The organism is Citrobacter sp. RHB35-C17, from assembly GCF_013816795.1.
Taxonomy (GTDB): domain Bacteria; phylum Pseudomonadota; class Gammaproteobacteria; order Enterobacterales; family Enterobacteriaceae; genus Citrobacter_A; species Citrobacter_A amalonaticus.
The window spans coordinates 1,476,107-1,497,271 of record NZ_CP057150.1; the positions used below are offsets into that span (position 1 = coordinate 1,476,107).

A 21,165-nucleotide genomic window follows, 5' to 3' on the forward strand; every position below is an offset into this window, starting at 1 on the left:
TAGCTAAAGAGGGGTTTAGGGAGCGTAAAGGGTTGCGCCCGGCCAATGACCGGTTTCAACGAGTTCACGCATGACTTTTGTGAGTATTACGCGGGCTGCAAGACCGGCAGGGGTGAGTTCATCGTCCGACAGACTGACCAGAAAATTGGGGCGGCTGAGGACAGGATTATGGACGCCGATCACTCTTAGCGCTTCCCTCTCAAGATGCGAAATGGCTGCACCGGGTTGCAGCGTGGCGCCGAGTCCGCTGCCAACGGCGCGCATCAGTAACGTCAGGCCGTCAATTTCCGTGGCAATATCGACCTTCAGTCCGTGTTCCTGACAGATGGCTTCCAGTCTGCCACGCAGGCCGTGTCCCTGGCTTGGCATGATCAGGGGAATATTCGCCAGTTGAGCAGGCGTTATGGTGTCATCCGGAATATCCGCCAGCAGCTCGTGTGTGCCAATCAGAAACAGGCGCTCCTCAAGAACCGGTCTGGCGCTCCAGCGCAGGATTTTCTCTTTTTGAAACACGACCGCCAGATCAATCTGGCGCGTGTTGATCATCCGTTCCAGATTACCCGACAGGCTTTCCACCACATGCAGGCGAACGTCGGCGTAATATTCCCGCATGGCATGAATAAACGGTATTCCCAGGATGGAGGCGGTGCTGGGGGCCATGCCGACGCTGACGTGTCCCGAAAGACGCGCCTCGCGAGCGGCCAGGATCGCATCATCGGCGTGGCGTAGCGCCAGTTGTGCCTGCGAGTAAAAGGCCAGACCGGCGTTAGTGGGCGTGACGCCGCGCGAGGTTCGCTGCAACAGGCGGATCGCGAGTTCGTTTTCCAGCCGCGTCATCTGCTGGCTCAGGGCGGACACGCCGATGTCGAGATCGAGCGCCGCGCTGCCCATACTGCCGGTTTCTACAATACGGACAAAGTAACGTAGCTGGCGAAGTTCCATTTCGATTCTCCGGACGAAGCAGGGTGATATATTTTACATTAAAGCAACATGCAGGCAGAAGAAAGCGCTGAGTAGGGAATGGCAGGCATAAAAAAAGCCAACCGGCAGGTTGGCTTTTCAGAATAATGCAGATTATTTCGCGTCATGCGCGTGTTCGTTTTCGCGGCAATCGCCTTCAGCGCAGTGGCCATAGAGGTAGAGGCTATGGTTCGTCAGACGAATGCCATGCTTCGACGCGATCTCACGCTGGCGCGCTTCAATAGACTCATCGCTAAATTCGATCACTTTGCCGCAATCAAGGCAAATCAGGTGATCGTGATGATGCTGCTGGGTCAGCTCGAAAACGGATTTGCCGCCTTCAAAATTGTGGCGGGTTACGATACCGGCGTCATCAAACTGGTTCAGCACGCGATACACGGTCGCCAGACCAATTTCTTCACCCATGTCGATCAGTCGTTTGTATAAATCTTCCGCACTGACGTGATGGTTATCCGGTCCCTGAAGAACTTCCAGAATCTTTAAACGTGGAAGCGTTACTTTCAGGCCAGCCTTCTTTAATGCGGTATTGTTGTCAGTCATGCGGAATCTGTCCTGTTGCTAAACGATTCACTTCATACAAGAAGTGACAGAAATTGCACTCGGGATAATGCGTTTCATTATAGGACTGCCGTGTCTAAATGAAAACTGCAAGCCTCTGGCAAATGTTAATAAATAGTCGGTATTGCCTGGAAATGAGAGCGCCACCTAAAAACTCCCGCACATTGTACAGGGATGGGCAAGAAAGTTACAAATTTGTAGCAATTATTTTGATTGGTTCTGTCTATTGATGCGGCGCAAACCTTGTCTGCGCCGCCGTACATCAGGCGTTGATGATCTCATCAAGGTGCAATTCTTCAGAGATCTGCTTCACCCATTTTTCCACGCGCTCGGCGGTCAGTTCCGGCTGACGGTCTTCGTCAATCGCCAGACCGACAAAATGGTCATCATCCGCCAGACCTTTGGAGGCTTCAAAATGATAGCCAGCGGTCGGCCAGTGACCCACGATGGTTGCACCGCGCGGCTCAATGATATCGCGGATTGTGCCTAACGCGTCGCAGAAGTATTCTGCATAATCTTCCTGATCGCCACAGCCGAACAGTGCGACCAGTTTGCCGTTAAAATCGATGTCTTCGAGGGTAGGGAAGAAGTCGTCCCAGTCACACTGCGCTTCACCGTAGTACCAGGTTGGGATGCCAAGCAGCAGAATGTCATAACTTTCGAGATCTTCCTTGCTGCTTTTTGCAATGTCATGCACATCGGCAACGTCTTTACCAAGCTGTTTTTGAATCATTTTTGCGATATTTTCGGTATTCCCGGTGTCGCTGCCGAAAAAGATGCCAGTGATTGCCATGAGTAAAGTAACCTCTTGAAACTTATTGAAATGGTGGTGGCGAATTGCCCACAGATAAGGGCAATCATAGCAGAACAGTCAGGTATGCGGAAATAGCAAACGCATACGAGTGCACTCCATGCTACACGAAAGTGGGAGAGAGGATAATTTCAGGCGAGATCCTGGCCGCGTAGCGTTGCCAGTTGGGCCATCAATATCTCTTCGATCAGTTCACTGCGGCTCATCTCTCGGGATTCCGCCAGCTCATTCAACGCGTCAACAGCTTCTGCGTTGAGTTTGAGTTCGACACGCTTAAGACCGCGAACTTTGTCGCGTTTGAGTTGATTACGCTTATTAATGCGCAGCTGTTCATCGCGTGAAAGCGGATTGGTTTTCGGTCGTCCCGGGCGACGCTCGTGCGCGAACAGATCTAGTGTCGTACGGTCCGTTTGTTCTTTGGCCATGATATTGGTGACTTCGGGGAAACAATCAGCCAGGCCTCTGCCCGGATGGATAGCGCGCCATCATACATCAGCGAATGAGGCGCGCCAACGTTCACACGCGTAATCGCGCACGGACGCTGAGTTTTTAATCAGTTAGCTGTTTCATTAAGATAACGACGGATGGCGCGCAACACCGCCTCCGGTTTTTCGGCATGCACCCAGTGACCGGCCCCGGCAATCACATGCGCACGTGCTTGCGGAAACTGTGCCAGTAAATCGTCGCGATACGCCTCGGTGACGTATGGGGAGTTGCCGCCGGGGATAAACAGCGCCGGATGATTCCAGGCGGGTATTGTCTCCCAGCCGACGATATGCGGATATTGTTCCCACAGTACCGGCACGTTGAAGCGCCACTCGCCGTCAACATACGATTTCAGCAAAAATTGAATCACGCCTTCTTCATTAAGATGTTCGCGCATGACCGCTGCCGCCTGCTGGCGAGTTTTTGCCGCTGATGCCGTCACCGCGTTGATAGCCGCGAAAATTTCGTCGTGGCGGCGGACATGGTAATCCACCGGGGCGATATCGATAGCCACTAAGCGATCGATGCGTTCCGGTGCCAGCGCGCTGAGCGCCATCACCGCTTTACCCCCCATAGAGTGGCCAATGAAGGTGGCTTTTTCGATGTGTTGCGCATCCAGCGTATCCAGCAGATCCTGCGCCATCGCCGGGTAGTTCATCACCGGATCGCGAGGAGAGAGACCGTGGTTACGCATATCGACCTGGATGATGTCATGGTCGTTCACCAGGTCACGAGCAAGCACGCCCAGATTGTCCAGACTGCCAAATAAACCGTGAACCAGTACGATGGGAGAATTATTGTGCAGGTTTTGTGCGGATTGCGCTCGGATATTCAATTTCATGGCAAAGTTCTTTTTTTCGCTCTGTCGGGTTAGGGTATTATGTTGACCATTCTGCCACTGGGCTGCAACCACTTCGGTTTTCTCCGAGTTTTTTGTTCAGCCGGGTTTGACGCTATTCGCTGTTGGGATTTGCTCCTATACTCCCAACGATTTGTATTTCAGATCAGATAAGACACCGCACTGGATTAAGATGAAAACGATTGAAGTTGATGATGAACTCTACAGCTATATTGCCAGCCACACGAAGCATATTGGCGAGAGCGCATCCGAGATTTTACGGCGTATGTTGAAGTTTTCCGCCGCATCACTGCCCGTCACGCCAGTGACAAAAGAGGTTCGCGCTGCGCAACCGGTTGTTGCTGAGGCGAAACCCGTCAATCTTGTCAAAGATAAAGTGCGCGCTATGCGTGAACTGCTTCTGTCCGATGAATATGCGGAACAGAAGAAGGCCGTTAACCGCTTTATGCTGGTGCTGACTACACTCTATACACTGGATCAGCACGCGTTTGCTGAGGCAACGGAATCGTTGCATGGCCGTACGCGTGTCTACTTCGCGGCTGATGAACAGACGCTACTGAAAAACGGTAACCAAACCAAACCAAAACACGTGCCCGGCACGCCGTATTGGGTGATCACCAACACCAACACCGGCCGTAAATGCAGCATGATTGAGCACATCATGCAGTCAATGCAATTCCCGGCGGAATTGATTGAAAAGGTTTGCGGAACAATTTAATCCATGCAGAAAAGGACCAGGCAATGGCAATCCACGACCGTGCAGGTAAACCTGCGCAACAGAGTGATTTGATTAACGTCGCGCAACTGACGTCACAATACTATGTACTGAAGCCCGCAAAAGGAAATGCGGAACACGCGGTGAAGTTCGGCACCTCCGGACACCGTGGCAGTGCAGGCCGTCATAGCTTCAACGAACCCCACATTCTGGCGATTGCGCAGGCTATCGCGGAAGAACGTGCAAAAAATGGTATTACGGGTCCATGCTACGTGGGGAAAGATACCCATGCACTGTCTGAACCGGCGTTTATCTCCGTGCTGGAAGTGCTCGCCGCGAACGGTGTTGATGTGATTGTTCAGGAGAACAACGGTTTTACCCCAACACCCGCTGTGTCAAATGCCATTCTGGTTCACAACAAAAAAGGCGGTCCACTGGCTGACGGTATTGTGATTACCCCGTCCCACAACCCGCCAGAAGATGGTGGCATTAAATACAACCCGCCTAATGGTGGCCCGGCAGATACCAACGTCACGAAAGTGGTGGAAGATCGGGCGAATGCGCTGCTGGCTGACGATCTGAAAGGCGTGAAGCGCATTTCTCTGGATGCAGCGCTGGCGTCCGGTCATATCAAAGAGCAGGACCTGGTACAGCCGTTCGTTGAGGGGCTGGCTGATATCGTCGATATGGCGGCGATTCAGAAAGCCGGTCTGACGCTGGGTGTGGATCCGCTGGGCGGCTCCGGTATTGAATACTGGAAGCGTATCGCAGAGCATTACAAACTGAATCTGACCATCGTAAACGATCAGGTTGATCAGACTTTCCGCTTTATGCATCTCGATAAAGATGGCGCAATCCGTATGGACTGTTCGTCTGAATGTGCCATGGCCGGTTTGTTGGCGCTGCGTGATAAGTTCGACCTGGCGTTCGCCAACGATCCGGATTATGACCGTCACGGTATCGTCACTCCGGCGGGGTTGATGAATCCAAACCACTACCTGGCGGTGGCTATCAACTACCTGTTCCAGCATCGTCCGCAGTGGGGCAAAGACGTGGCTGTCGGTAAGACGCTGGTTTCGTCGGCAATGATTGACCGCGTGGTTAACGATCTGGGGCGTAAACTGGTTGAAGTTCCGGTGGGCTTTAAATGGTTTGTTGATGGTCTGTTTGACGGCAGCTTCGGCTTTGGCGGCGAAGAGAGCGCGGGGGCATCCTTCCTGCGTTTCGACGGTACGCCGTGGTCTACTGATAAAGACGGGATCATCATGTGTCTGCTGGCAGCAGAAATTACTGCCGTCACCGGGAAGAACCCGCAGGAGCACTACAACGAGCTTGCCGCCCGTTTTGGTGCGCCGAGCTACAACCGTCTGCAAGCTGGCGCAACATCGGCACAGAAAGCGGCGCTGTCGAAACTGTCTCCGGAGATGGTCAGCGCCAGTACGCTGGCTGGAGACCCGATCACAGCACGTCTGACGGCGGCACCCGGTAACGGTGCGTCGATTGGCGGTCTGAAAGTCATGACTGACAATGGTTGGTTCGCGGCACGCCCGTCGGGTACGGAAGATGCGTACAAGATCTATTGCGAGAGCTTCCTTGGCGAAGAACATCGCAAGCAGATCGAGAAAGAAGCGGTCGAAATCGTCAGCGAAGTGCTGAAAAACGCCTGAGTTGTACCACTGAATTAAAAAAGGAGCCGAAAGGCTCCTTTTTTGTTTGGCTAGCCTTAACCGTGTTTATTCTTCAGTTCAAAGCGTGGTGATACCAGGCCGTACAGCGTCCAGCCGAGGAAGGTCACGATGGAACCATACAACATCGCTTCTTCACCTGACGAGTAGAGCGCATAGAAGCTGTACATCGCACCGATGAAGGCGACAAAGTTTGCCATCTTCGCCTTTGACGGCGGAACGTTCGCCACTCTCTGGATGATCACCAGTGCGGCCATCGACAGAATATACGGAATGATATTCGTCACCACGGCCAGGTTGACCAGCACGTTAAACTGGCTGTTCAGCGACGGGCTGATGGTCATCAGCGATAAGCCACTCTGGATGATAACAATCGTCAGCATCCCCTGAACCGGCGCATCGACTTTGGTCACGCGAGAAAAGATTTTCGGGAAATAGCCTTCATCGGCAGAGGATTTAAAGACCTGCGCAATGGTGAATTGCCAGCCCAGCAATGAACCACAGCAGGACATGATCATCAGCGCCATGATCACTTTACCCACTTCCGGTGTGAACATCTGCGCGAACGCCAGACCAAACGGTGCGGTGGAGTTAGCCAGATCCATGTTAGGCACAATCCCGGCAATCACGTTGGTAGAGACGATGTAGATCACCGCCGCGCCCAGCGTCCCGCCCAGTACGGCAATCGGTACGTTCTTCTCCGGGTTTTCCACCACTTCCGCGTTCGCACAGGCGGATTCCAGACCAAGGAACGCCCACAGCGTCATGGCGATAGAGAAACCGACGGCGGTAAAGAACGGTACATGATGTGGGTTCCACGAGTTGGCATACAGCGTCGGGCTAAACCAGAACCAGCCGATAATGCACAGACCGACCACCGGAATGATCACCCCCCAGACGGTAATGCTACTGATCTGTCCGGTAATGCGCGCACCGCCAAAGTTCGCGACCGTACAGATCCACAGTACGCCGATGGTGGCGAGACCGATTTGCACCGGGGAGAGGGTGGCGCCGAAAAGTTCGGTACCGTAACCCACGGCGGAGATGGCAATGGCGACGTTGGCAATCAACAGCGATACCCCATAGGTGTAGTTCGCCATAAAGTTACCGGATTTACCAAACGCATATTCTGCGTAGCCCCCCATCCCGCCGGCTTTACGACTGAACATTCCGCACTTGGCGAACGCCCAGGCCAGCGCCATGGACCCGACGGCTGTCACCAGCCAGGAGATAATCGAAATGGTGCCGACTTCAGCCAGTTTGGTCGGCAGCATGATGATCCCGGAGCCCATCATATTGACCATGGTCAGGATGGTGAGCTGCATCACGCCCATTTTATTGGATTTGGCTTTACTCATAATGCTTCTCCTTTCAACAGGTTGCTTTGTGCTTCACGCGGTTTAATCACGTAGCACCACACCTGTTTGCGACCATCGCACTCGTTGATGTACACACCCTGAAGTTCCGGCGCGAAACCGGGCAGCAGGTTGATCCCTTCTTCCAGTGCGCTGAAGTAACGCAATACCGCACCGCCCCAGACTTCCCCAGGAACCACGCACAGCACACCCGGCGGGTAAGGGAGCGCGCCTTCAGCGGCAATACGGCCTTCGGCCTCAGGCAGCGGCACCAGATCCACTTCACCACGCAGATAGGCGTAGTTGGCATCTTGTGGGTTCATGCTGACGCGCGGGAAATGGGACTTGCGGAACATCTCTTTTTGCAGTTGTTTCACGTTGTGACGCGCATACAGGTCGTGCATCTCCTGACACAACTGGCGCAGGGTGTAACCGGCATAACGCGCTTCGTGCTGTTTGTAGATAGACGGCAGAACGTCCGCCAGCGGTGCGTCAGATTCCAGCAGGCGCTCGAAGCGCACCAGCAGGGCGACGAGTTGTTGCAGTTTCGCCATGTCTTCCGCCGGGGTCAGCAGGAACAAGATCGAGTTGAGGTCGCATTTTTCCGGGACCACGCCGTTTTCACGCAGGAAGTTGGCAAGAATAGTCGCCGGGACGCCGAAGGTGTCGTACTCGCCATTGCGTGCGTTGATACCCGGAGTGGTCAACAACAGTTTGCAAGGGTCAACAAAGTATTGATGCTCGGCGTAACCTTCAAACGCATGCCAGTGTTCGCCAGGGACGAAGTGGAAAAAGCGCAGATCGTTGGCGATTTCCGCAGTCGGATAAGACTGCCACGGTTTGCCATCAACCAGTTCCGGAACAAAGGGACGGATATGATGGCAGTTATCAAGGATCAGCTTACGGGCGTCGATACCGTTGGCGACACAGTCCATCCACATGTTGCGGCCACTGACGCCTTCGTGCATTTTGGCGTTAATATCCAGTGCGGCAAACAGTGGATAGAACGGGCTGGTGGAGGCGTGCATCATGAACGCGTTATTCATGCGTTTATGCGGCACATAGCGCGGCTGACCTTTGATATGGCTGTCTTTTTTGTGAATTTGCGAGGTCTGGGAGAAGCCCGCTTGCTGTTTGTGAACGGACTGCGTTACCAGAATACCCGGATCGTTTTCGTTCAGTTCCAGCAGCAGCGGAGAACAATCCGCCATCATCGGGATAAACTGCTCATAGCCCACCCAGGCGGAATCGAACAGAATGTAATCGCAAAGGTGACCAATTTTATCCACCACCTGACGGGCGTTATAAATCGTGCCGTCGTAGGTGCCCAACTGGATAACAGCAAGACGGAATGGACGTGCGTCACGAGCCCGTTGCGGCGCCACTTCGCTGACCAGTTCGCGCAGGTAGCTTTCTTCAAAACAGTGGGCATCGATCCCGCCGATAAAGCCGTACGGGTTACGTGCGGTTTCCAGATAGACCGGCGTTGCGCCCGCCTGCAATAACGCGCCGTGGTGGTTTGACTTGTGGTTGTTACGGTCGAAGAGCACCAGATCGCCCGGAGTCAGCAGTGCGTTCAGCACCACTTTGTTAGACGAAGAGGTTCCGTTTAACACAAAGTAGGTTTTATCGGCATTAAAAACCTTCGCGGCATGTTGCTGGGCGATGCACGGTGCGCCTTCATGGATCAGCAAATCGCCCATTGCTACGTCAGCATTGCACAGGTCGGAGCGGAAAAGCGTTTCGCCGAAATATTCCACGAACTGGTTACCTGCCGGGTGACGGCGGAAAAACTCGCCGCCCTGATGTCCTGGGCAGTCGAAGGCGCTGTTTCCCTGGTTTACATAATCAACCAGCGCGCGGAAGAACGGTGGTCGTAATTGTGTTTCGTAATGACTGGCTGCCGTTTCTAACTGACGACCGTAGAAAGCGGTACGGGCTTCATTGCATTCGAATACGCCCGAAATGCGCGGCAGATGTTCTGCCGGAACGCGCTCTTCCTCTTCGGTTGCGATAAATACCGGAATACCGTATCCGGTCGCGTCAATTTCATCGAGCTTCCCACGTTCAATATCATTGACAGACAACACGACGGCAGCGACATCAATAAAATTACTTTCATCAACATTCACAATCGTGCGTTGTGTAGAAAAACAGTCAGGGCAAGAACGACTCACGGCAATTTTTAATTCAGACATTTTCATCTCTTTATTTTCAGATAATAGCAGGTCCTCAATTTCCCGAATGAGAAACTGATAACGCCGGAATAAAAGCAAAGTGTGTCCCCTGATAAATAAATCAGTAAATTGCTTTTTTCAGGATGCAAAAAACCTTACCTGTCCGGTCACAGGAAAATCAAGGCTTAAGCAGAGTGAGCACTGAGGAATACAGGCGTGAGCCTGCGATACAGCGAGTCAGGAAGACCTGTATGCTGGAGTGCCCATAGTCGAAAGACTAACGGGCATTAAAGAAATGAAAGTCAAAACTATTACGGTGGGCAAACATCATAATATGTGTTGTCCGCCTGATATGTGGCATAGTACGGCTATTGTTTTCCATTTTGATTACCTTTTCTTTATCAGTAGAAGGTGAAGGTATTTTATCCAGGAAAACGGCCTGATCCGTGAAGGAGATCAATAAAAAACGATCATTCGCAAAATATTTAGTCGTTTTTTATGCATGGCTGGCGATAAGATATCGTTTTGTTTATTATTTGTTATAATTCTGTATTTTTTAATTTTGTGGAAAATCTTAAATACCCGAAATAATATAATTTCGGCTAAGTAAGAATAATAAAAATTAATTTTAAGATTTATTTAAAAATAATGAATAACCATTCATGGCATAAAACGATAGCCAATACCGGTTTCGGTAATAAAGTGGCGGGGGCGCGCGGGATCACGCTCCAGTTTCTGCCGCAGGTGACCCATATAAATACGCAAATAATGGCTGTGCTCGACGGCGTTCGGTCCCCAGACCTGGTTCAACAACTGGCGCTGGGTCAGCACTTTCCCGGCGTTGTTGAGCAACACGGCCAGCAGGCGAAACTCAATCGGTGTTAAATGGATTTCTGTTTCTCCGCGATGAATCAGATGCGCGGCGAGATCGACGACCACATCGGAAAAGCGTACCACCGGCTCAGGAGAGGGCGTTGCAGAATGACGGCGCAGGGCGACGCGCAGACGTGCCTGTAACTCGCCAATGCCAAACGGTTTGCTCAGGTAGTCGTCGGCACCGGCGTCGAGCGCGGCAATTTTATCGCTCTCTTCGCTACGTGCAGAGAGCACGATCACCGGGACGGCGCTCCACTGTCGCAGGTCGCGAATGAAATCGATGCCGTCACCATCCGGCAGGCCGAGATCGAGAATAATGAGATCGGGCTTGCGCGTTGCCGCCTCCAGCAAACCACGCTGAAGCGTCTCGGCGTCGTACACGCGCAACCCATCGGCTTCCAGCGCGGTACGCAGAAAGCGGCGAATGGCCTGCTCATCTTCAACAATCAGAACGTTTGTCACATATCCTCATGAAAATCTTCAAGTTCTGGTGGAGCGTCTTGCCTCAGTGTAACACGGAAACAGGCACCGCCCTGAGGGCGATTATAGACGGCAATTGACCCACCATGCACTTCCACTATCGCCCGACAAATGGCCAGCCCCAGCCCGACGCCCGGCACCGCCGACTCTTTGTTCCCCCGTGAGAATTTATCGAACACGCGCTGCTCCTGTCCTTGTGGAATGCCTGGCCCATTATCCCAGACGTCGAGTTGCAGATGTTCGTCTTCAACGTGCGCGTCGATGCCGATCTCCGCCTGCGGTCCGGCATATTTAATGGCATTCTCCAGCAGATTAATCAGTACCCGTTCGAACAGGGGGCCATCGACGTGAATGAGGGTCAGCGGCGCGGGCAGGGAAAGGTTTACCGGATGAACCAGGCCTGGCTCCAGCATTTTCAGCGCGCTGCCCACTACTTCTTCCAGCGTCAGCCACTCTTTTTTGAGGTTGAAACCACCGGACTGAATCCGCGCCATATCCAACAGGTTATTCACCAGACGGGTGGTATTCAGTACATGCTGGCGAATTTCGCTGGCCTGTCTGGCATGAGGCGAGCCTTCGCTGGCGAGGTCGAGCGTGAGGATTTCCGCCTGACCAAACAGCACGGTCAGCGGGGTGCGCAGGTCGTGAGAAAGTGCCGCGAGCAGAGCGTTGCGCAGGCTTTCCCGTTCGCTGGCCAGCCGCGCCAGCTCTTCGCTGGCCGTTAAGGTCAGACGTTCCAGCGCATTCGCCACCAGCAAAGTGAAGGTTTCCAACAGTCGCTGCTGCTCGGGGATCATTAACTGACGCAGATTGCCGGGTTCGACAACCACCAGGCCGTGGGTTTTGTCGGCGCTGCGTAACGGCAGGATCTGGTACGGCACGCCTGGCAGGGTATCGGTACCAGCGCCTGCCGGTAACCCTTTGTCAAAACTCCAGCGAGCGATCGCATCATCCCAGGGGGTCATTCCCTGCTGGTGGGTGAGGGCGGCCAGTTTGCCCTCTTCATTCGGCAATAAAATCTGGCTGCGGGCATGAAAGGTGGAGGCAATAAATTGTTCGCTGGTACTGGCGATGTCTTGCGCACTGCGCCCCATCGCCAACGCTTTCGACATCTCATAAAGATGACGAGTCCGCTGTTCCCGGTAGCGCGCAACGCGAGCCTGATAGCGCACGCCCGCCGTCAGGTTACCCACGACCAGTCCAACCGTCAGCATGACGCCGAAGGTGAGGAGATACTGCACGTCTGAGACGGCGAGCGTGCCGCGCGGCGCAATGAAGAACAGATCAAAGCTGACCACGCTAATAAAGGTGGAAAACGCCGATGGCCAGCGACCATAGAAGAGAGCGATGACCACCACACCGAGCAGATAGAGCATCACCAGGTTTGCGGCATCAAAGGCGGCCAGCCACTGGCTGGCGATAAACGTTGTCAGAGCGCAGAGTGCAACGGCAACCAGACAGCCCTGAATTTGCACCCGCCACTTGTCTTTAAAGGCGCGGGTATCGGGCAGGGACGACAGCGTCCGCACCGGTGGCTCATCGAGGGCGACCACCATCAAATCCAGCTCAGGGGCGCGTTTCGCCAGCCGATCGGCAAACGACTCCCGGTGCCACCAGCGTCGCGTTGACGTTCGCCCCAGCACTATTTTTCCCAGATTATGCTCGCGAGCGTAGCGGACCACCGCTTTATCCTCGCTGGGATCGGATAGCGTGGCGGTCTCCGCGCCCAGCTCTTGCGCCAGTCGCAGGGCGTGCAGAATATTGCGCCGCTGCTTTTCCGGCAAGCGATGCAGCGCGGGGGTTTCGACGTAGACGGCGTGCCAGATGCTGCCCAGTCGCGACGCCAGTCGTGCGGCAGTACGCACCAGTTTTTCACTGCCGGTGTTGTGACCAATGCAGAGCAGTATGGCGTCGCGGGTATGCCAGACCTTCTCTTCACCCGGACGACCGCGCCATGCGCGCATCTGATCGTCCACCCGATCGGCGGTGCGGCGCAGCGCCAGTTCGCGTAGCGCGATTAAATTACCCTTACGGAAAAAGTGTTCAATAGCACGCTCGGCCTGTCCCGCAATATAGACTTTGCCCTCTTTCAGGCGCTGGCGCAGATCGTCAGGTGGTAAATCGACCAGCACCACCTCGTCGGCAGCGTCAAAAAACGGATCCGGCACGGTTTCGCGCACCTGAATCCCCGTCACGCCGCTGACCACATCGTTCAGGCTTTCGAGATGCTGCACGTTGACGGTGGTAAAGACATCAATACCGGCGTCGAGCAGTTCTTCAATGTCCTGCCAGCGCTTGGGATGGCGTGAACCCGGCGCATTACTGTGCGCCAGTTCATCCATTAAGATCAGCGCCGGACGGCGTGCGAGCGCGGCATCGAGATCGAATTCACTGATATGACGTCCGTGGCGCGCCTGGCGTTTCAACGGCAGAATGCTGAGACCCTCCAGCAGGGCGGCGGTCTCTTTGCGTCCATGGGTCTCCACCACGCCAATCAGGATGTCGAGTCCCTGTGCGCGCAGGCGCTGGGCTTCAGCCAGCATCGACCAGGTTTTCCCGACGCCCGCACAGGCGCCGAAGAAGATTTTTAGTTTTCCCCGATGGGGGGCGACCGCCTGCTCAAGCAGGCGATCGGGATCGGGGCGTACTGGTTCACTATTCGCCATTCATGCTGTCCAGCGCTAAATTGAGTTCGACAATATTTACGACCGGTTGACCGATAAAGCTCACCAGTGGTTTCTGCGTGTATTCTGCAACCCGTTGCGTCACCTGTTCAATGGTCAGATGACGAGCCTGCGCCACGCGGGGGATTTGCCACGCCACCGCGGCGGGCGTCAGGTTGTTGTCCAGACCGCTCGCGGAGGCAGTAACCAGTTCCACCGGTACGTTACGACTGGCCTGCGGGTTGGCGGCGCGCAGGGTGGCGACCCGGTTTTGCAGTTGTTTATCCAGTTCCGGGTTACTGGCGGCGAGATTACTGCCGCCGGATGCCATGGGATTATAGGGCATTTCAGCGGTGGCCGAAGGCCGTCCCTGGAAATAGCCTTCAGAGGTAAAGTTCTGCCCGATCAGCGCAGAACCCCGCACCCCATGCTCATCCCGAATCAGTGAACCGTTGGCCTGATACGGGAACCACCATTGCCCCAGCGCGGTGGTCAGCAGCGGATACGCACCGCCCGTCAGCAGCAGCAGGAAAATCAGTGTTGAAAACAACGGACGTAAAGCACTCATCAGACACCTCACACCAGACCCAGCAGGGTCAGCAGCAAATCAATTACTTTGATGCCAATAAACGGCACCACCAGCCCCCCCAGACCGTAAATCCACAGGTTACGGCGCAGCATGGCGGAGGCGGAAAGCGGTTTGTAGCTCACGCCTTTCAGCGCCAGCGGGATCAGAAAGACAATAATCAAGGCGTTAAAGATCACCGCACTCAGAATGGCCGAGTCCGGCGAATGCAGACGCATGATGTTCAGCGCATTCAGTTGCGGATAGGTCGCGGCGAACGCGGCCGGAATGATCGCAAAATACTTCGCCACGTCGTTGGCGATACTGAACGTGGTCAGTGAACCACGCGTCATCAGCATCTGTTTGCCGATGTGCACCACTTCGATAAGCTTGGTGGGGTTAGAGTCGAGATCGACCATGTTGCCCGCTTCTTTTGCCGCCTGCGTACCGGAGTTCATTGCTACCGCGACATCGGCCTGGGCCAGCGCCGGGGCGTCGTTGGTACCATCACCGGTCATCGCCACTAAGCGGCCTTCCGCCTGATACTGGCGGATGAGCGCCAGCTTGGCTTCCGGTGTCGCTTCAGCAAGAAAGTCATCCACACCCGCCTCGGCGGCGATGGCGGCGGCGGTCAGGCGATTATCGCCAGTGATCATCACCGTTTTAATGCCCATTTTACGCAACTGGGCAAAACGCTCTTTTATCCCGCCTTTGACGATATCTTTCAGCGCGATCACGCCTAGCACCCGGGAACCTTCCACCACCACGAGCGGCGTGGCGCCCAGACGGGCGACGCTGTCCACTTTCTGCTCGACATCCGCCGGGAACTGGCCACCGCTGGCTTCTATGTGGCGACGGATGGCGTCGACGGAACCTTTACGAATCATCCGGTTGTCGATGTTAATACCGCTCATACGACTCTGGGCGGTAAAGGGGACGAAGGTGGCATGCAGCGACTGCACGTCACGTTCGCGCAGATTAAAGCGCTGCTTGGCGAGGATCACAATACTGCGACCTTCCGGCGTCTCATCGGCTAACGACGAAAGCTGTGCGGCGTCGGCCAGCGTTTTTTCGTCGACACCCTGCGCAGGCAGGAAGTCCGAGGCCTGACGGTTACCGAGAGTAATGGTGCCGGTTTTGTCCAGCAGCAGTACGTCCACGTCGCCTGCGGCTTCCACCGCGCGTCCACTGGTGGCGATGACGTTCGCACCGAGCATACGGCTCATCCCGGCGACGCCAATCGCGGAGAGTAACCCGCCGATTGTCGTTGGGATCAGACAAACCAACAGGGCGACCAGCACCGTGACGCTGACCGCGTGACCGCCCCAGACAGAAAACGGCCACAGCGTGGCGGTTGCCAGCAAAAAGACAATCGTCAGGGCTACCAGCAGAATGGTCAGGGCGATCTCGTTGGGCGTTTTACGACGCTGGGCGCCTTCGACCATGGCGATCATCCGGTCAAGGAAAGTTTCGCCGGGGTTCACGCTACACTCGATCACCAGCCAGTCGGAGAGAATGCGCGTCCCGCCAGTCACCGAGGCGAAATCGCCGCCGGATTCGCGGATGACCGGCGCAGACTCGCCGGTAATCGCACTTTCATCCACGGAGGCGCCGCCTTCAATGACTTCGCCGTCACAGGGAATGATATCACCTGCTTCCACCAGCACGATGTCGCCTTTGCGTAGCTCATCGGCCGGAACGTGATCCATTTTCGCGCCGTACTTCGGCTCGCGCAGTTTGCGGGCAAAGGCCGTCTTTTTCACTCCTTTGAGGCTGTTGGCCTGTGCTTTACTGCGCCCTTCGGCGAGCGCTTCCGCAAAGTTGGCAAACAGTACAGTGACCCACAGCCACAGACTGATCGCCCCGGTAAACAGCGCGCTGCCGGCCATCTGTCCTGTCGCCATCGCAACGGTAATCACGGTGGTCAGCAGGCTACCCATCCAGACAATGAACATCACCGGGTTGCGCCACTGGGTATGTGGGCTTAATTTTTTCACTGCGTCCATCAGCGCCTGAGCGACCAGAGACGGTTCGAACAGCGCCAGTTGTTTGCGACTCATAACATTTGCTCCGCATCGCTTAGCGTAAGGAAAGGTGTTCAGCGACTGGGCCAAGCGCCAGTGCAGGAATAAAGGTCAGGGCGCCGACTAACAGCACCGTGCCGATCAGTAAACCGACAAACAGCGCGCCGTGGGTCGCCAGGGTGCCGGGACTGGCCGGTTGGCTCTTTTTCGCCACCAGCGATCCGGCAATCGCCATCACCGGGATGATGACTCCGAAGCGACCGACGAACATGCAAAACGCCAGCAGGCAGTTCCAGAACGGGGTGTTTGCGCTCAGACCAGCAAAGGCGCTGCCGTTGTTGTTGGCGGCGGAAGAGACGGCGTACAGGACTTCGCTAAAGCCGTGTGGACCAGGGTTGAGCATGGCGCTGCGTCCCGCATCGGTCATCATGGCAAGCGCGGTGCCGAGTAAAACCAGCGCAGGGGTGACCAGAATCGCCAGTGCGGTCATTTTCATCTCGCGAACGTCGATCTTTTTGCCCAGGTATTCTGGCGTGCGGCCAATCATCAGTCCGGCGATAAACACCGCCAGCAGCACGAACAGCAGCATGCCGTAAAGGCCCGAACCAACGCCGCCGAACACCACTTCGCCAATCTGCATCAGCCACATCGGCACCATGCCGCCCAGCGCGGTAAACGAGTCGTGCATGGCGATCACCGCGCCGCATGAGGCTGCCGTCGTCACCACCGCAAACAGACTGCTCACCAGCACGCCAAAGCGGCTCTCTTTGCCTTCCATATTAAGAGTGGAATCTGCGCCAAATTGCAGCAGATGGGGGTTGCCCTGGACCTCCGCCCACATCACCACCGCCACGCAGACGGTGAAGATGAGCGACATGGCCCACAGCAACATCCGCCCCTGACGGCGATCGCCTGCCGCGTCGCCAAACGCGAAACAGAGCGCGGCTGGAATTAAAAAGATGGCCAGCATTTGCACCATGTTGGTCAGCGCGGTGGGGTTTTCGAACGGGTGTGCCGAGTTGGCGTTAAAGAAGCCGCCGCCGTTGGTCCCCAGCATCTTGATGGCTTCCTGCGAGGCCACCGGCCCCATCGGCAGCAGTTGCTGCACACCTTCCAGAGTAGTGAAAGTCTGATAGGGCAGCAGATTTTGCAGGCTGCCTTGCTGAATAAAGAACAGCGCAATCACCAGCGCGATGGGGCATAAAATCCACAAGGTAATACGCACCAGGTCGACCCACGCATTGCCCAGCGTATTCATGCTCTGGCGGGTAAAGGCGCGGATCAGCGCGAACACCACCGCAATGCCGGTCGCGGCGGACAGGAAGTTTTGTACCGTCAGCCCGGCCATCTGGCTGAAATAGCTTAAGGTGGTTTCCCCGCTGTAAGCCTGCCAGTTGGTATTGGTAACAAAACTCACCGCCGTATTAAGCGCCAGATGCCAGGGCAGACCGGGCAACTGCTGTGGATTCAGCGGCAGAAGGTGTTGCCACAACAACAGCAGGAACAGGAGCGTCAACCCCAGCACATTCAACGCGAGGATCGCCAGCAGGTACTGCTTCCAGTTCATCTCGTCTGTCGAAATGCCCAGACCGCGCCAGATCAGGCGTTCAACCCTCGCGGTACCAGGCAGCGAATGGTTGCCGATCAGCCGTGCCAGGCCCGCGCCTAACGGCCTGGCGAGCACGAACAGAATCAGCAGAAAACTGGCGATGAGTAAAAATCCTTGCGCAGCCATCAGAACGCCTCCGCATTGATTAATGCATATACCAGGTAACCTAATAATAAGAAAATCAGCACGATGCCGATTATCACGCCTGCACTCACAGTGCACCTCCCGTGGCATAAATGTGATAAACAAAGCGTAAATATCTGCCTGCAAAGATTTCGCAAAAATCGACGTCGGGGGTGTAAAAAAAGTATAAAAATGGCAAAGACCATTATTTAACTAATGATTAGTATTAATTTAACTTTTTTGTAACTTAATTACGCGATAAAGATAAATAAAGCGTCAATAGCTAAAAATAAGTGGTCGGATGAGTAGTAAAATTACACGCAAAGCGGTACTATTTTCAGCAGATAACCAATTTGACTTTACCGGTGATGATTACCGGCCAGATAAAGGGGAGAGAATCATGGAGTTGTACAAAGAATATCCAGCACATGTTGTATTGTTACGCCGTACTTTCGCCGTCGTGGCTGGGGTGCTGGCACTACCGGTCATGCTGTTCTGGAAAGACCGCGCCCGTTTTTATAGCTATCTACACCGCGTGTGGTCAAAAACCAGCGATAAACCCGTGTGGATGGATCAGGCTGAAAAAGCCACCTGCGATTTCTATTAAGCGCATCGCGTTCAGAAAAACCGCCAACAGCAATGTGGCGGTTTTTTTATGTCTCTGTGTCTACACTTATTTCAGAAATGGAAAAGGAGACATCATGAGCGAGAAAATCCCTGTTGGCATTAGCGCTTGTTTGTTAGGGGAGGCGGTTCGCTTTGATGGTGGACACAAACGCCTGCCCTTTGCAGTCGAAGAACTTTCACCGTGGGTGCACTTTGAACCCGTCTGTCCGGAAATGGCGATCGGCCTGCCGGTGCCGCGTCCTGCATTGCGCTTAGTCAAAATGGAAGAGGCAATTGCACTGCGTTTCAGTGACCGGCGCGAGGGCGATTTAACCCAGGCGATGACCGCGTTCAGTGAAGAACGTGTCAGTCGTTTCGAACACCTTTGTGGTTATATTGTCTGTGCGAAATCCCCAAGTTGCGGCATGGAACGCGTTCGTGTTTATGACGCCGATGGGAAAAACAATCGCAAAGCCGGTCGCGGTATCTTTACCTCAATCCTGATGGCGTCTTATCCGTGGCTCCCTGTTGAAGAGGACGGGCGATTGCACGATCCACAATTACGGGAAAATTTTGTCGCGCGGATTTATGCCCTGCATGAATTGCATGGATTGCGGCAACAAGGACTCACGCGTGGCGCGCTGATTGACTATCACAGCCGCTATAAACTGTTGCTGCTGGCCCATTCACAGCCGGAATACCGCGAGCTGGGGCGCTTTGTCGCTGCGCTTTACGAGTGGGAGAGCCTTGATGACTTTTTCATTGAATATCGTCTGCGTCTGATGAAATTGATGTCCCATCCTGCCACCCGGCGTAACCATACCAATGTCCTGATGCACGTTCAGGGCTATTTTCGCAAACAGCTCAATGCCCGTCAGCGGCAAGAGTTGGCTTCCCTTATTGACGGTTACCGACGCGCTACGCAGCCACTGCTTGCGCCTGTGACGCTGCTCAAACACTATATGGCGGAATATCCGGATGCGTATCTCTCCGGGCAACGCTATTTTGATCCCTGGCCGGAAGCCCTGCGGCTGCGCTACGGGAGTTGATTTTTTTCATTCGGGAGTGTTATGTCCACCCATCTGGTCTGGTTTCGTCGCGATCTCCGTCTGCATGACAATCTTGCCCTCGCCGCCGCCTGCCGCCACCGCGCCGCGCGCGTTGTGGCGTTATTTATCTCCACGCCTGAGCAGTGGAAGAATCACGTCATGTCACCGCGTCAGGCCGCCTTTATCCAGGCTCAGCTAAACGCTTTACAACAGGCGCTGGCGGAAAAAGGCATTCCGCTGCTGTTTGAGGAAGTCGATGACTTCGCGGGCAGTATCGAAACGGTGAAAGCGGTGTGCGAACAGCATGACGTCAGCCACCTGTTTTATAACTATCAGTATGAAGTGAACGAGCGTGAACGCGATGCGGCGGTAGAAAAGGCGCTGCCGCAAGTGGTTTGCGAAGGGTTTGATGACAGCGTGATCCTGCCGCCAGGTGCGGTGACGACGGGAAATCATGAGATGTATAAAGTCTTCACGCCGTTTAAAAACGCCTGGTTAAAACGGCTGAAGGAGGGGATGCCGGAGTGCGTATCCGCACCGGCCCGCCGGGAGAACGGTAGTGTTTCTTCTGCGCTGGTGCCGATTAACCTTCACTATCCGCAACAGGAATTCGACACAGCCCTTTTTCCCGCCGAAGAAAAAGCCGCAATTGCCCGGTTACGCCAGTTTTGCCAACAGGGGGCAGGAGAGTACGACGGATGTCGCGACTTCCCGGCCATTGAGGGCACCAGTCGTTTATCCGCCAGTCTTACTACCGGTGGCTTATCGCCGCGCCAGTGTCTGCATCGCCTGCTGGCGCAACAGCCGCAGGCGCTGGACGGCGGCGCGGGCAGTGTCTGGCTGAACGAACTTATCTGGCGTGAGTTTTATCGCCATCTGATGACGTACCACCCCAATCTGTGCAAACACCGCCCCTTTATTCTCTGGACCGATCGCGTGCGCTGGCGGGATCGAGCGGAAGATTTACAGGCCTGGGAGGAGGGGAGAACGGGTTATCCGATTGTTGATGCGGCGATGCGGCAACTGAACGTCACCGGCTGGATGCACAACCGTCTGCGGATGATTGCGGCCAGCTTCTTGGTCAAAGATCTGCTGATTGACTGGCGTAAAGGTGAACGCTATTTCATGTCGCAACTGATTGATGGCGATCTCGCTGCGAATAACGGCGGCTGGCAGTGGGCGGCCTCTACCGGAACCGACGCCGCGCCGTATTTCCGCATTTTTAACCCCACGACACAGGGCGAAAAGTTCGACAGAGACGGGGAGTTTATCCGCCGGTGGATCCCTGAGTTGCGCGATGTACCGGGCAAGGCGATTCACGAGCCGTGGAAATGGGCGATGAAAGAAAGCATCACGCTCGACTACCCGCAGCCGATTGTCGATCACAAACTGGCGCGCCAGCAGACGCTTGCCGCGTATGAGGCCGCGCGAAAGAACTAACGGTGGCTATGCGGCCTGACGCCATAACTATTCATAAAGAGGTGCGTAAATACGCCCCTTTTTTTATGGCTAAGAACGGGGTGATGGTTTCTTAATATGGCTA

Annotated in this window: 19 protein-coding genes; 5 read left to right on the top strand and 14 right to left on the bottom strand. The window is 54.9% G+C overall.

The window, feature by feature from the left end; genetic code table 11:
- Window positions 1-15: 15 nt before the first annotated feature.
- The 5 genes from tcuR to ybfF all read right to left on the bottom strand — a co-directional run bounded on the left by tcuR (window position 16) and on the right by ybfF (window position 3,677).
- Window positions 16-942, bottom strand: a complete 927-nt coding sequence (tcuR, locus tag HVZ37_RS06930; RefSeq protein ID WP_054176140.1) for a tricarballylate utilization LysR family transcriptional regulator TcuR — start codon at window positions 940-942, stop codon at window positions 16-18.
- Between the two features lie 132 nt (window positions 943-1,074).
- On the bottom strand, window positions 1,075-1,521 hold the full coding sequence (gene fur / locus HVZ37_RS06935; protein WP_043001394.1) for a ferric iron uptake transcriptional regulator: 447 nt from the start codon (window positions 1,519-1,521) through the stop codon (window positions 1,075-1,077).
- Window positions 1,522-1,801: 280 nt separating this feature from the next.
- Window positions 1,802-2,332 (bottom strand): flavodoxin FldA, encoded by a 531-nt coding sequence (gene fldA / locus HVZ37_RS06940; protein WP_043001393.1) that lies wholly within the window; start codon window positions 2,330-2,332, stop codon window positions 1,802-1,804.
- Between the two features lie 149 nt (window positions 2,333-2,481).
- Entirely contained in the window at window positions 2,482-2,775 is a 294-nt protein-coding gene (ybfE, locus tag HVZ37_RS06945) for a LexA regulated protein (RefSeq protein WP_043001392.1), read from the bottom strand.
- 128 nt (window positions 2,776-2,903) lie between these two features.
- Entirely contained in the window at window positions 2,904-3,677 is a 774-nt protein-coding gene (ybfF, locus tag HVZ37_RS06950) for an esterase (protein ID WP_043001990.1), read from the bottom strand.
- A 190-nt stretch (window positions 3,678-3,867) separates the two neighbouring features.
- Between ybfF and seqA the strand changes: the two genes are divergently transcribed.
- Together seqA and pgm are read left to right on the top strand one after the other, a co-directional pair.
- On the top strand, window positions 3,868-4,413 hold the full coding sequence (gene seqA, locus HVZ37_RS06955; RefSeq protein WP_044256570.1) for a replication initiation negative regulator SeqA: 546 nt from the start codon (window positions 3,868-3,870) through the stop codon (window positions 4,411-4,413).
- 23 nt (window positions 4,414-4,436) lie between these two features.
- Window positions 4,437-6,077 carry a phosphoglucomutase (alpha-D-glucose-1,6-bisphosphate-dependent) gene (gene pgm / locus HVZ37_RS06960; protein ID WP_054176142.1) on the top strand — a complete coding sequence of 547 codons (1,641 nt, stop codon included), beginning with the start codon at window positions 4,437-4,439 and terminating at the stop codon, window positions 6,075-6,077.
- Window positions 6,078-6,133: 56 nt separating this feature from the next.
- Here pgm and potE read toward each other — a convergent pair whose 3' ends face one another.
- The 9 genes from potE to kdpF all read right to left on the bottom strand — a co-directional run bounded on the left by potE (window position 6,134) and on the right by kdpF (window position 18,059).
- On the bottom strand, window positions 6,134-7,453 hold the full coding sequence (gene potE / locus HVZ37_RS06965) for a putrescine-ornithine antiporter (RefSeq protein WP_181628254.1): 1,320 nt from the start codon (window positions 7,451-7,453) through the stop codon (window positions 6,134-6,136).
- Window positions 7,450-9,648, bottom strand: a complete 2,199-nt coding sequence (speF, locus tag HVZ37_RS06970; protein ID WP_181628255.1) for an ornithine decarboxylase SpeF — start codon at window positions 9,646-9,648, stop codon at window positions 7,450-7,452. The genes potE and speF overlap by 4 nt, the downstream gene beginning before the upstream one ends.
- A gap of 256 nt (window positions 9,649-9,904) precedes the next feature.
- Window positions 9,905-10,009, bottom strand: coding sequence for a leader peptide SpeFL (gene speFL, locus HVZ37_RS06975; RefSeq protein ID WP_114149115.1), 105 nt, complete (start codon window positions 10,007-10,009; stop codon window positions 9,905-9,907).
- Window positions 10,010-10,287: 278 nt separating this feature from the next.
- Window positions 10,288-10,965: a two-component system response regulator KdpE gene (gene kdpE, locus HVZ37_RS06980; RefSeq protein ID WP_043001388.1), complete on the bottom strand. Its 678-nt coding sequence runs from the start codon at window positions 10,963-10,965 to the stop codon at window positions 10,288-10,290.
- Entirely contained in the window at window positions 10,962-13,649 is a 2,688-nt protein-coding gene (gene kdpD, locus HVZ37_RS06985) for a two-component system sensor histidine kinase KdpD (protein ID WP_181628256.1), read from the bottom strand. The genes kdpE and kdpD overlap by 4 nt, the downstream gene beginning before the upstream one ends.
- Window positions 13,639-14,214, bottom strand: coding sequence for a potassium-transporting ATPase subunit KdpC (kdpC, locus tag HVZ37_RS06990; protein ID WP_043001386.1), 576 nt, complete (start codon window positions 14,212-14,214; stop codon window positions 13,639-13,641). Before kdpC ends, kdpD begins: the two co-directional genes overlap by 11 nt.
- An 8-nt stretch (window positions 14,215-14,222) precedes the next feature.
- Window positions 14,223-16,271 (bottom strand): potassium-transporting ATPase subunit KdpB, encoded by a 2,049-nt coding sequence (gene kdpB / locus HVZ37_RS06995; RefSeq protein ID WP_181628257.1) that lies wholly within the window; start codon window positions 16,269-16,271, stop codon window positions 14,223-14,225.
- A gap of 19 nt (window positions 16,272-16,290) precedes the next feature.
- Complete coding sequence (gene kdpA, locus HVZ37_RS07000; protein WP_044327930.1) at window positions 16,291-17,970, bottom strand: potassium-transporting ATPase subunit KdpA; 1,680 nt, start codon at window positions 17,968-17,970, stop codon at window positions 16,291-16,293.
- A complete protein-coding gene (kdpF, locus tag HVZ37_RS07005; RefSeq protein WP_042285393.1) occupies window positions 17,970-18,059 on the bottom strand; it encodes a K(+)-transporting ATPase subunit F in 90 nt (29 codons plus the stop codon). The genes kdpA and kdpF overlap by 1 nt, the downstream gene beginning before the upstream one ends.
- 308 nt (window positions 18,060-18,367) lie before the next feature.
- Here kdpF and HVZ37_RS07010 point away from each other — a divergent pair, with 308 nt between their 5' ends.
- From HVZ37_RS07010 to phrB, 3 genes are all read left to right on the top strand, one after another.
- A complete protein-coding gene (locus HVZ37_RS07010; RefSeq protein WP_043001383.1) occupies window positions 18,368-18,574 on the top strand; it encodes a YbfA family protein in 207 nt (68 codons plus the stop codon).
- A 94-nt stretch (window positions 18,575-18,668) separates the two neighbouring features.
- Window positions 18,669-19,622 carry a 2-thiouracil desulfurase family protein gene (locus HVZ37_RS07015; protein ID WP_044327594.1) on the top strand — a complete coding sequence of 318 codons (954 nt, stop codon included), beginning with the start codon at window positions 18,669-18,671 and terminating at the stop codon, window positions 19,620-19,622.
- Window positions 19,623-19,643: 21 nt separating this feature from the next.
- Window positions 19,644-21,062: a deoxyribodipyrimidine photo-lyase gene (gene phrB, locus HVZ37_RS07020; RefSeq protein WP_181628258.1), complete on the top strand. Its 1,419-nt coding sequence runs from the start codon at window positions 19,644-19,646 to the stop codon at window positions 21,060-21,062.
- Window positions 21,063-21,165: the final 103 nt, after the last annotated feature.

What these genes read in the sequence shown, in the direction of transcription:
- kdpD (WP_181628256.1), bottom strand. Translation starts at nt 13,649, where the DNA reads ATGGCGAATAGTGAACCAGTACGCCCCGATCCCGATCGCCTGCTTGAG.
- HVZ37_RS07010 (WP_043001383.1), top strand. Translation starts at nt 18,368, where the DNA reads ATGGAGTTGTACAAAGAATATCCAGCACATGTTGTATTGTTACGCCGT.
- potE (WP_181628254.1), bottom strand. Translation starts at nt 7,453, where the DNA reads ATGAGTAAAGCCAAATCCAATAAAATGGGCGTGATGCAGCTCACCATC.
- seqA (WP_044256570.1), top strand. Translation starts at nt 3,868, where the DNA reads ATGAAAACGATTGAAGTTGATGATGAACTCTACAGCTATATTGCCAGC.
- ybfF (WP_043001990.1), bottom strand. Translation starts at nt 3,677, where the DNA reads ATGAAATTGAATATCCGAGCGCAATCCGCACAAAACCTGCACAATAAT.
- kdpB (WP_181628257.1), bottom strand. Translation starts at nt 16,271, where the DNA reads ATGAGTCGCAAACAACTGGCGCTGTTCGAACCGTCTCTGGTCGCTCAG.
- speFL (WP_114149115.1), bottom strand. Translation starts at nt 10,009, where the DNA reads ATGGAAAACAATAGCCGTACTATGCCACATATCAGGCGGACAACACAT.
- fur (WP_043001394.1), bottom strand. Translation starts at nt 1,521, where the DNA reads ATGACTGACAACAATACCGCATTAAAGAAGGCTGGCCTGAAAGTAACG.
- fldA (WP_043001393.1), bottom strand. Translation starts at nt 2,332, where the DNA reads ATGGCAATCACTGGCATCTTTTTCGGCAGCGACACCGGGAATACCGAA.
- HVZ37_RS07015 (WP_044327594.1), top strand. Translation starts at nt 18,669, where the DNA reads ATGAGCGAGAAAATCCCTGTTGGCATTAGCGCTTGTTTGTTAGGGGAG.
- pgm (WP_054176142.1), top strand. Translation starts at nt 4,437, where the DNA reads ATGGCAATCCACGACCGTGCAGGTAAACCTGCGCAACAGAGTGATTTG.
- ybfE (WP_043001392.1), bottom strand. Translation starts at nt 2,775, where the DNA reads ATGGCCAAAGAACAAACGGACCGTACGACACTAGATCTGTTCGCGCAC.
- phrB (WP_181628258.1), top strand. Translation starts at nt 19,644, where the DNA reads ATGTCCACCCATCTGGTCTGGTTTCGTCGCGATCTCCGTCTGCATGAC.
- speF (WP_181628255.1), bottom strand. Translation starts at nt 9,648, where the DNA reads ATGTCTGAATTAAAAATTGCCGTGAGTCGTTCTTGCCCTGACTGTTTT.
- kdpC (WP_043001386.1), bottom strand. Translation starts at nt 14,214, where the DNA reads ATGAGTGCTTTACGTCCGTTGTTTTCAACACTGATTTTCCTGCTGCTG.
- kdpA (WP_044327930.1), bottom strand. Translation starts at nt 17,970, where the DNA reads ATGGCTGCGCAAGGATTTTTACTCATCGCCAGTTTTCTGCTGATTCTG.
- tcuR (WP_054176140.1), bottom strand. Translation starts at nt 942, where the DNA reads ATGGAACTTCGCCAGCTACGTTACTTTGTCCGTATTGTAGAAACCGGC.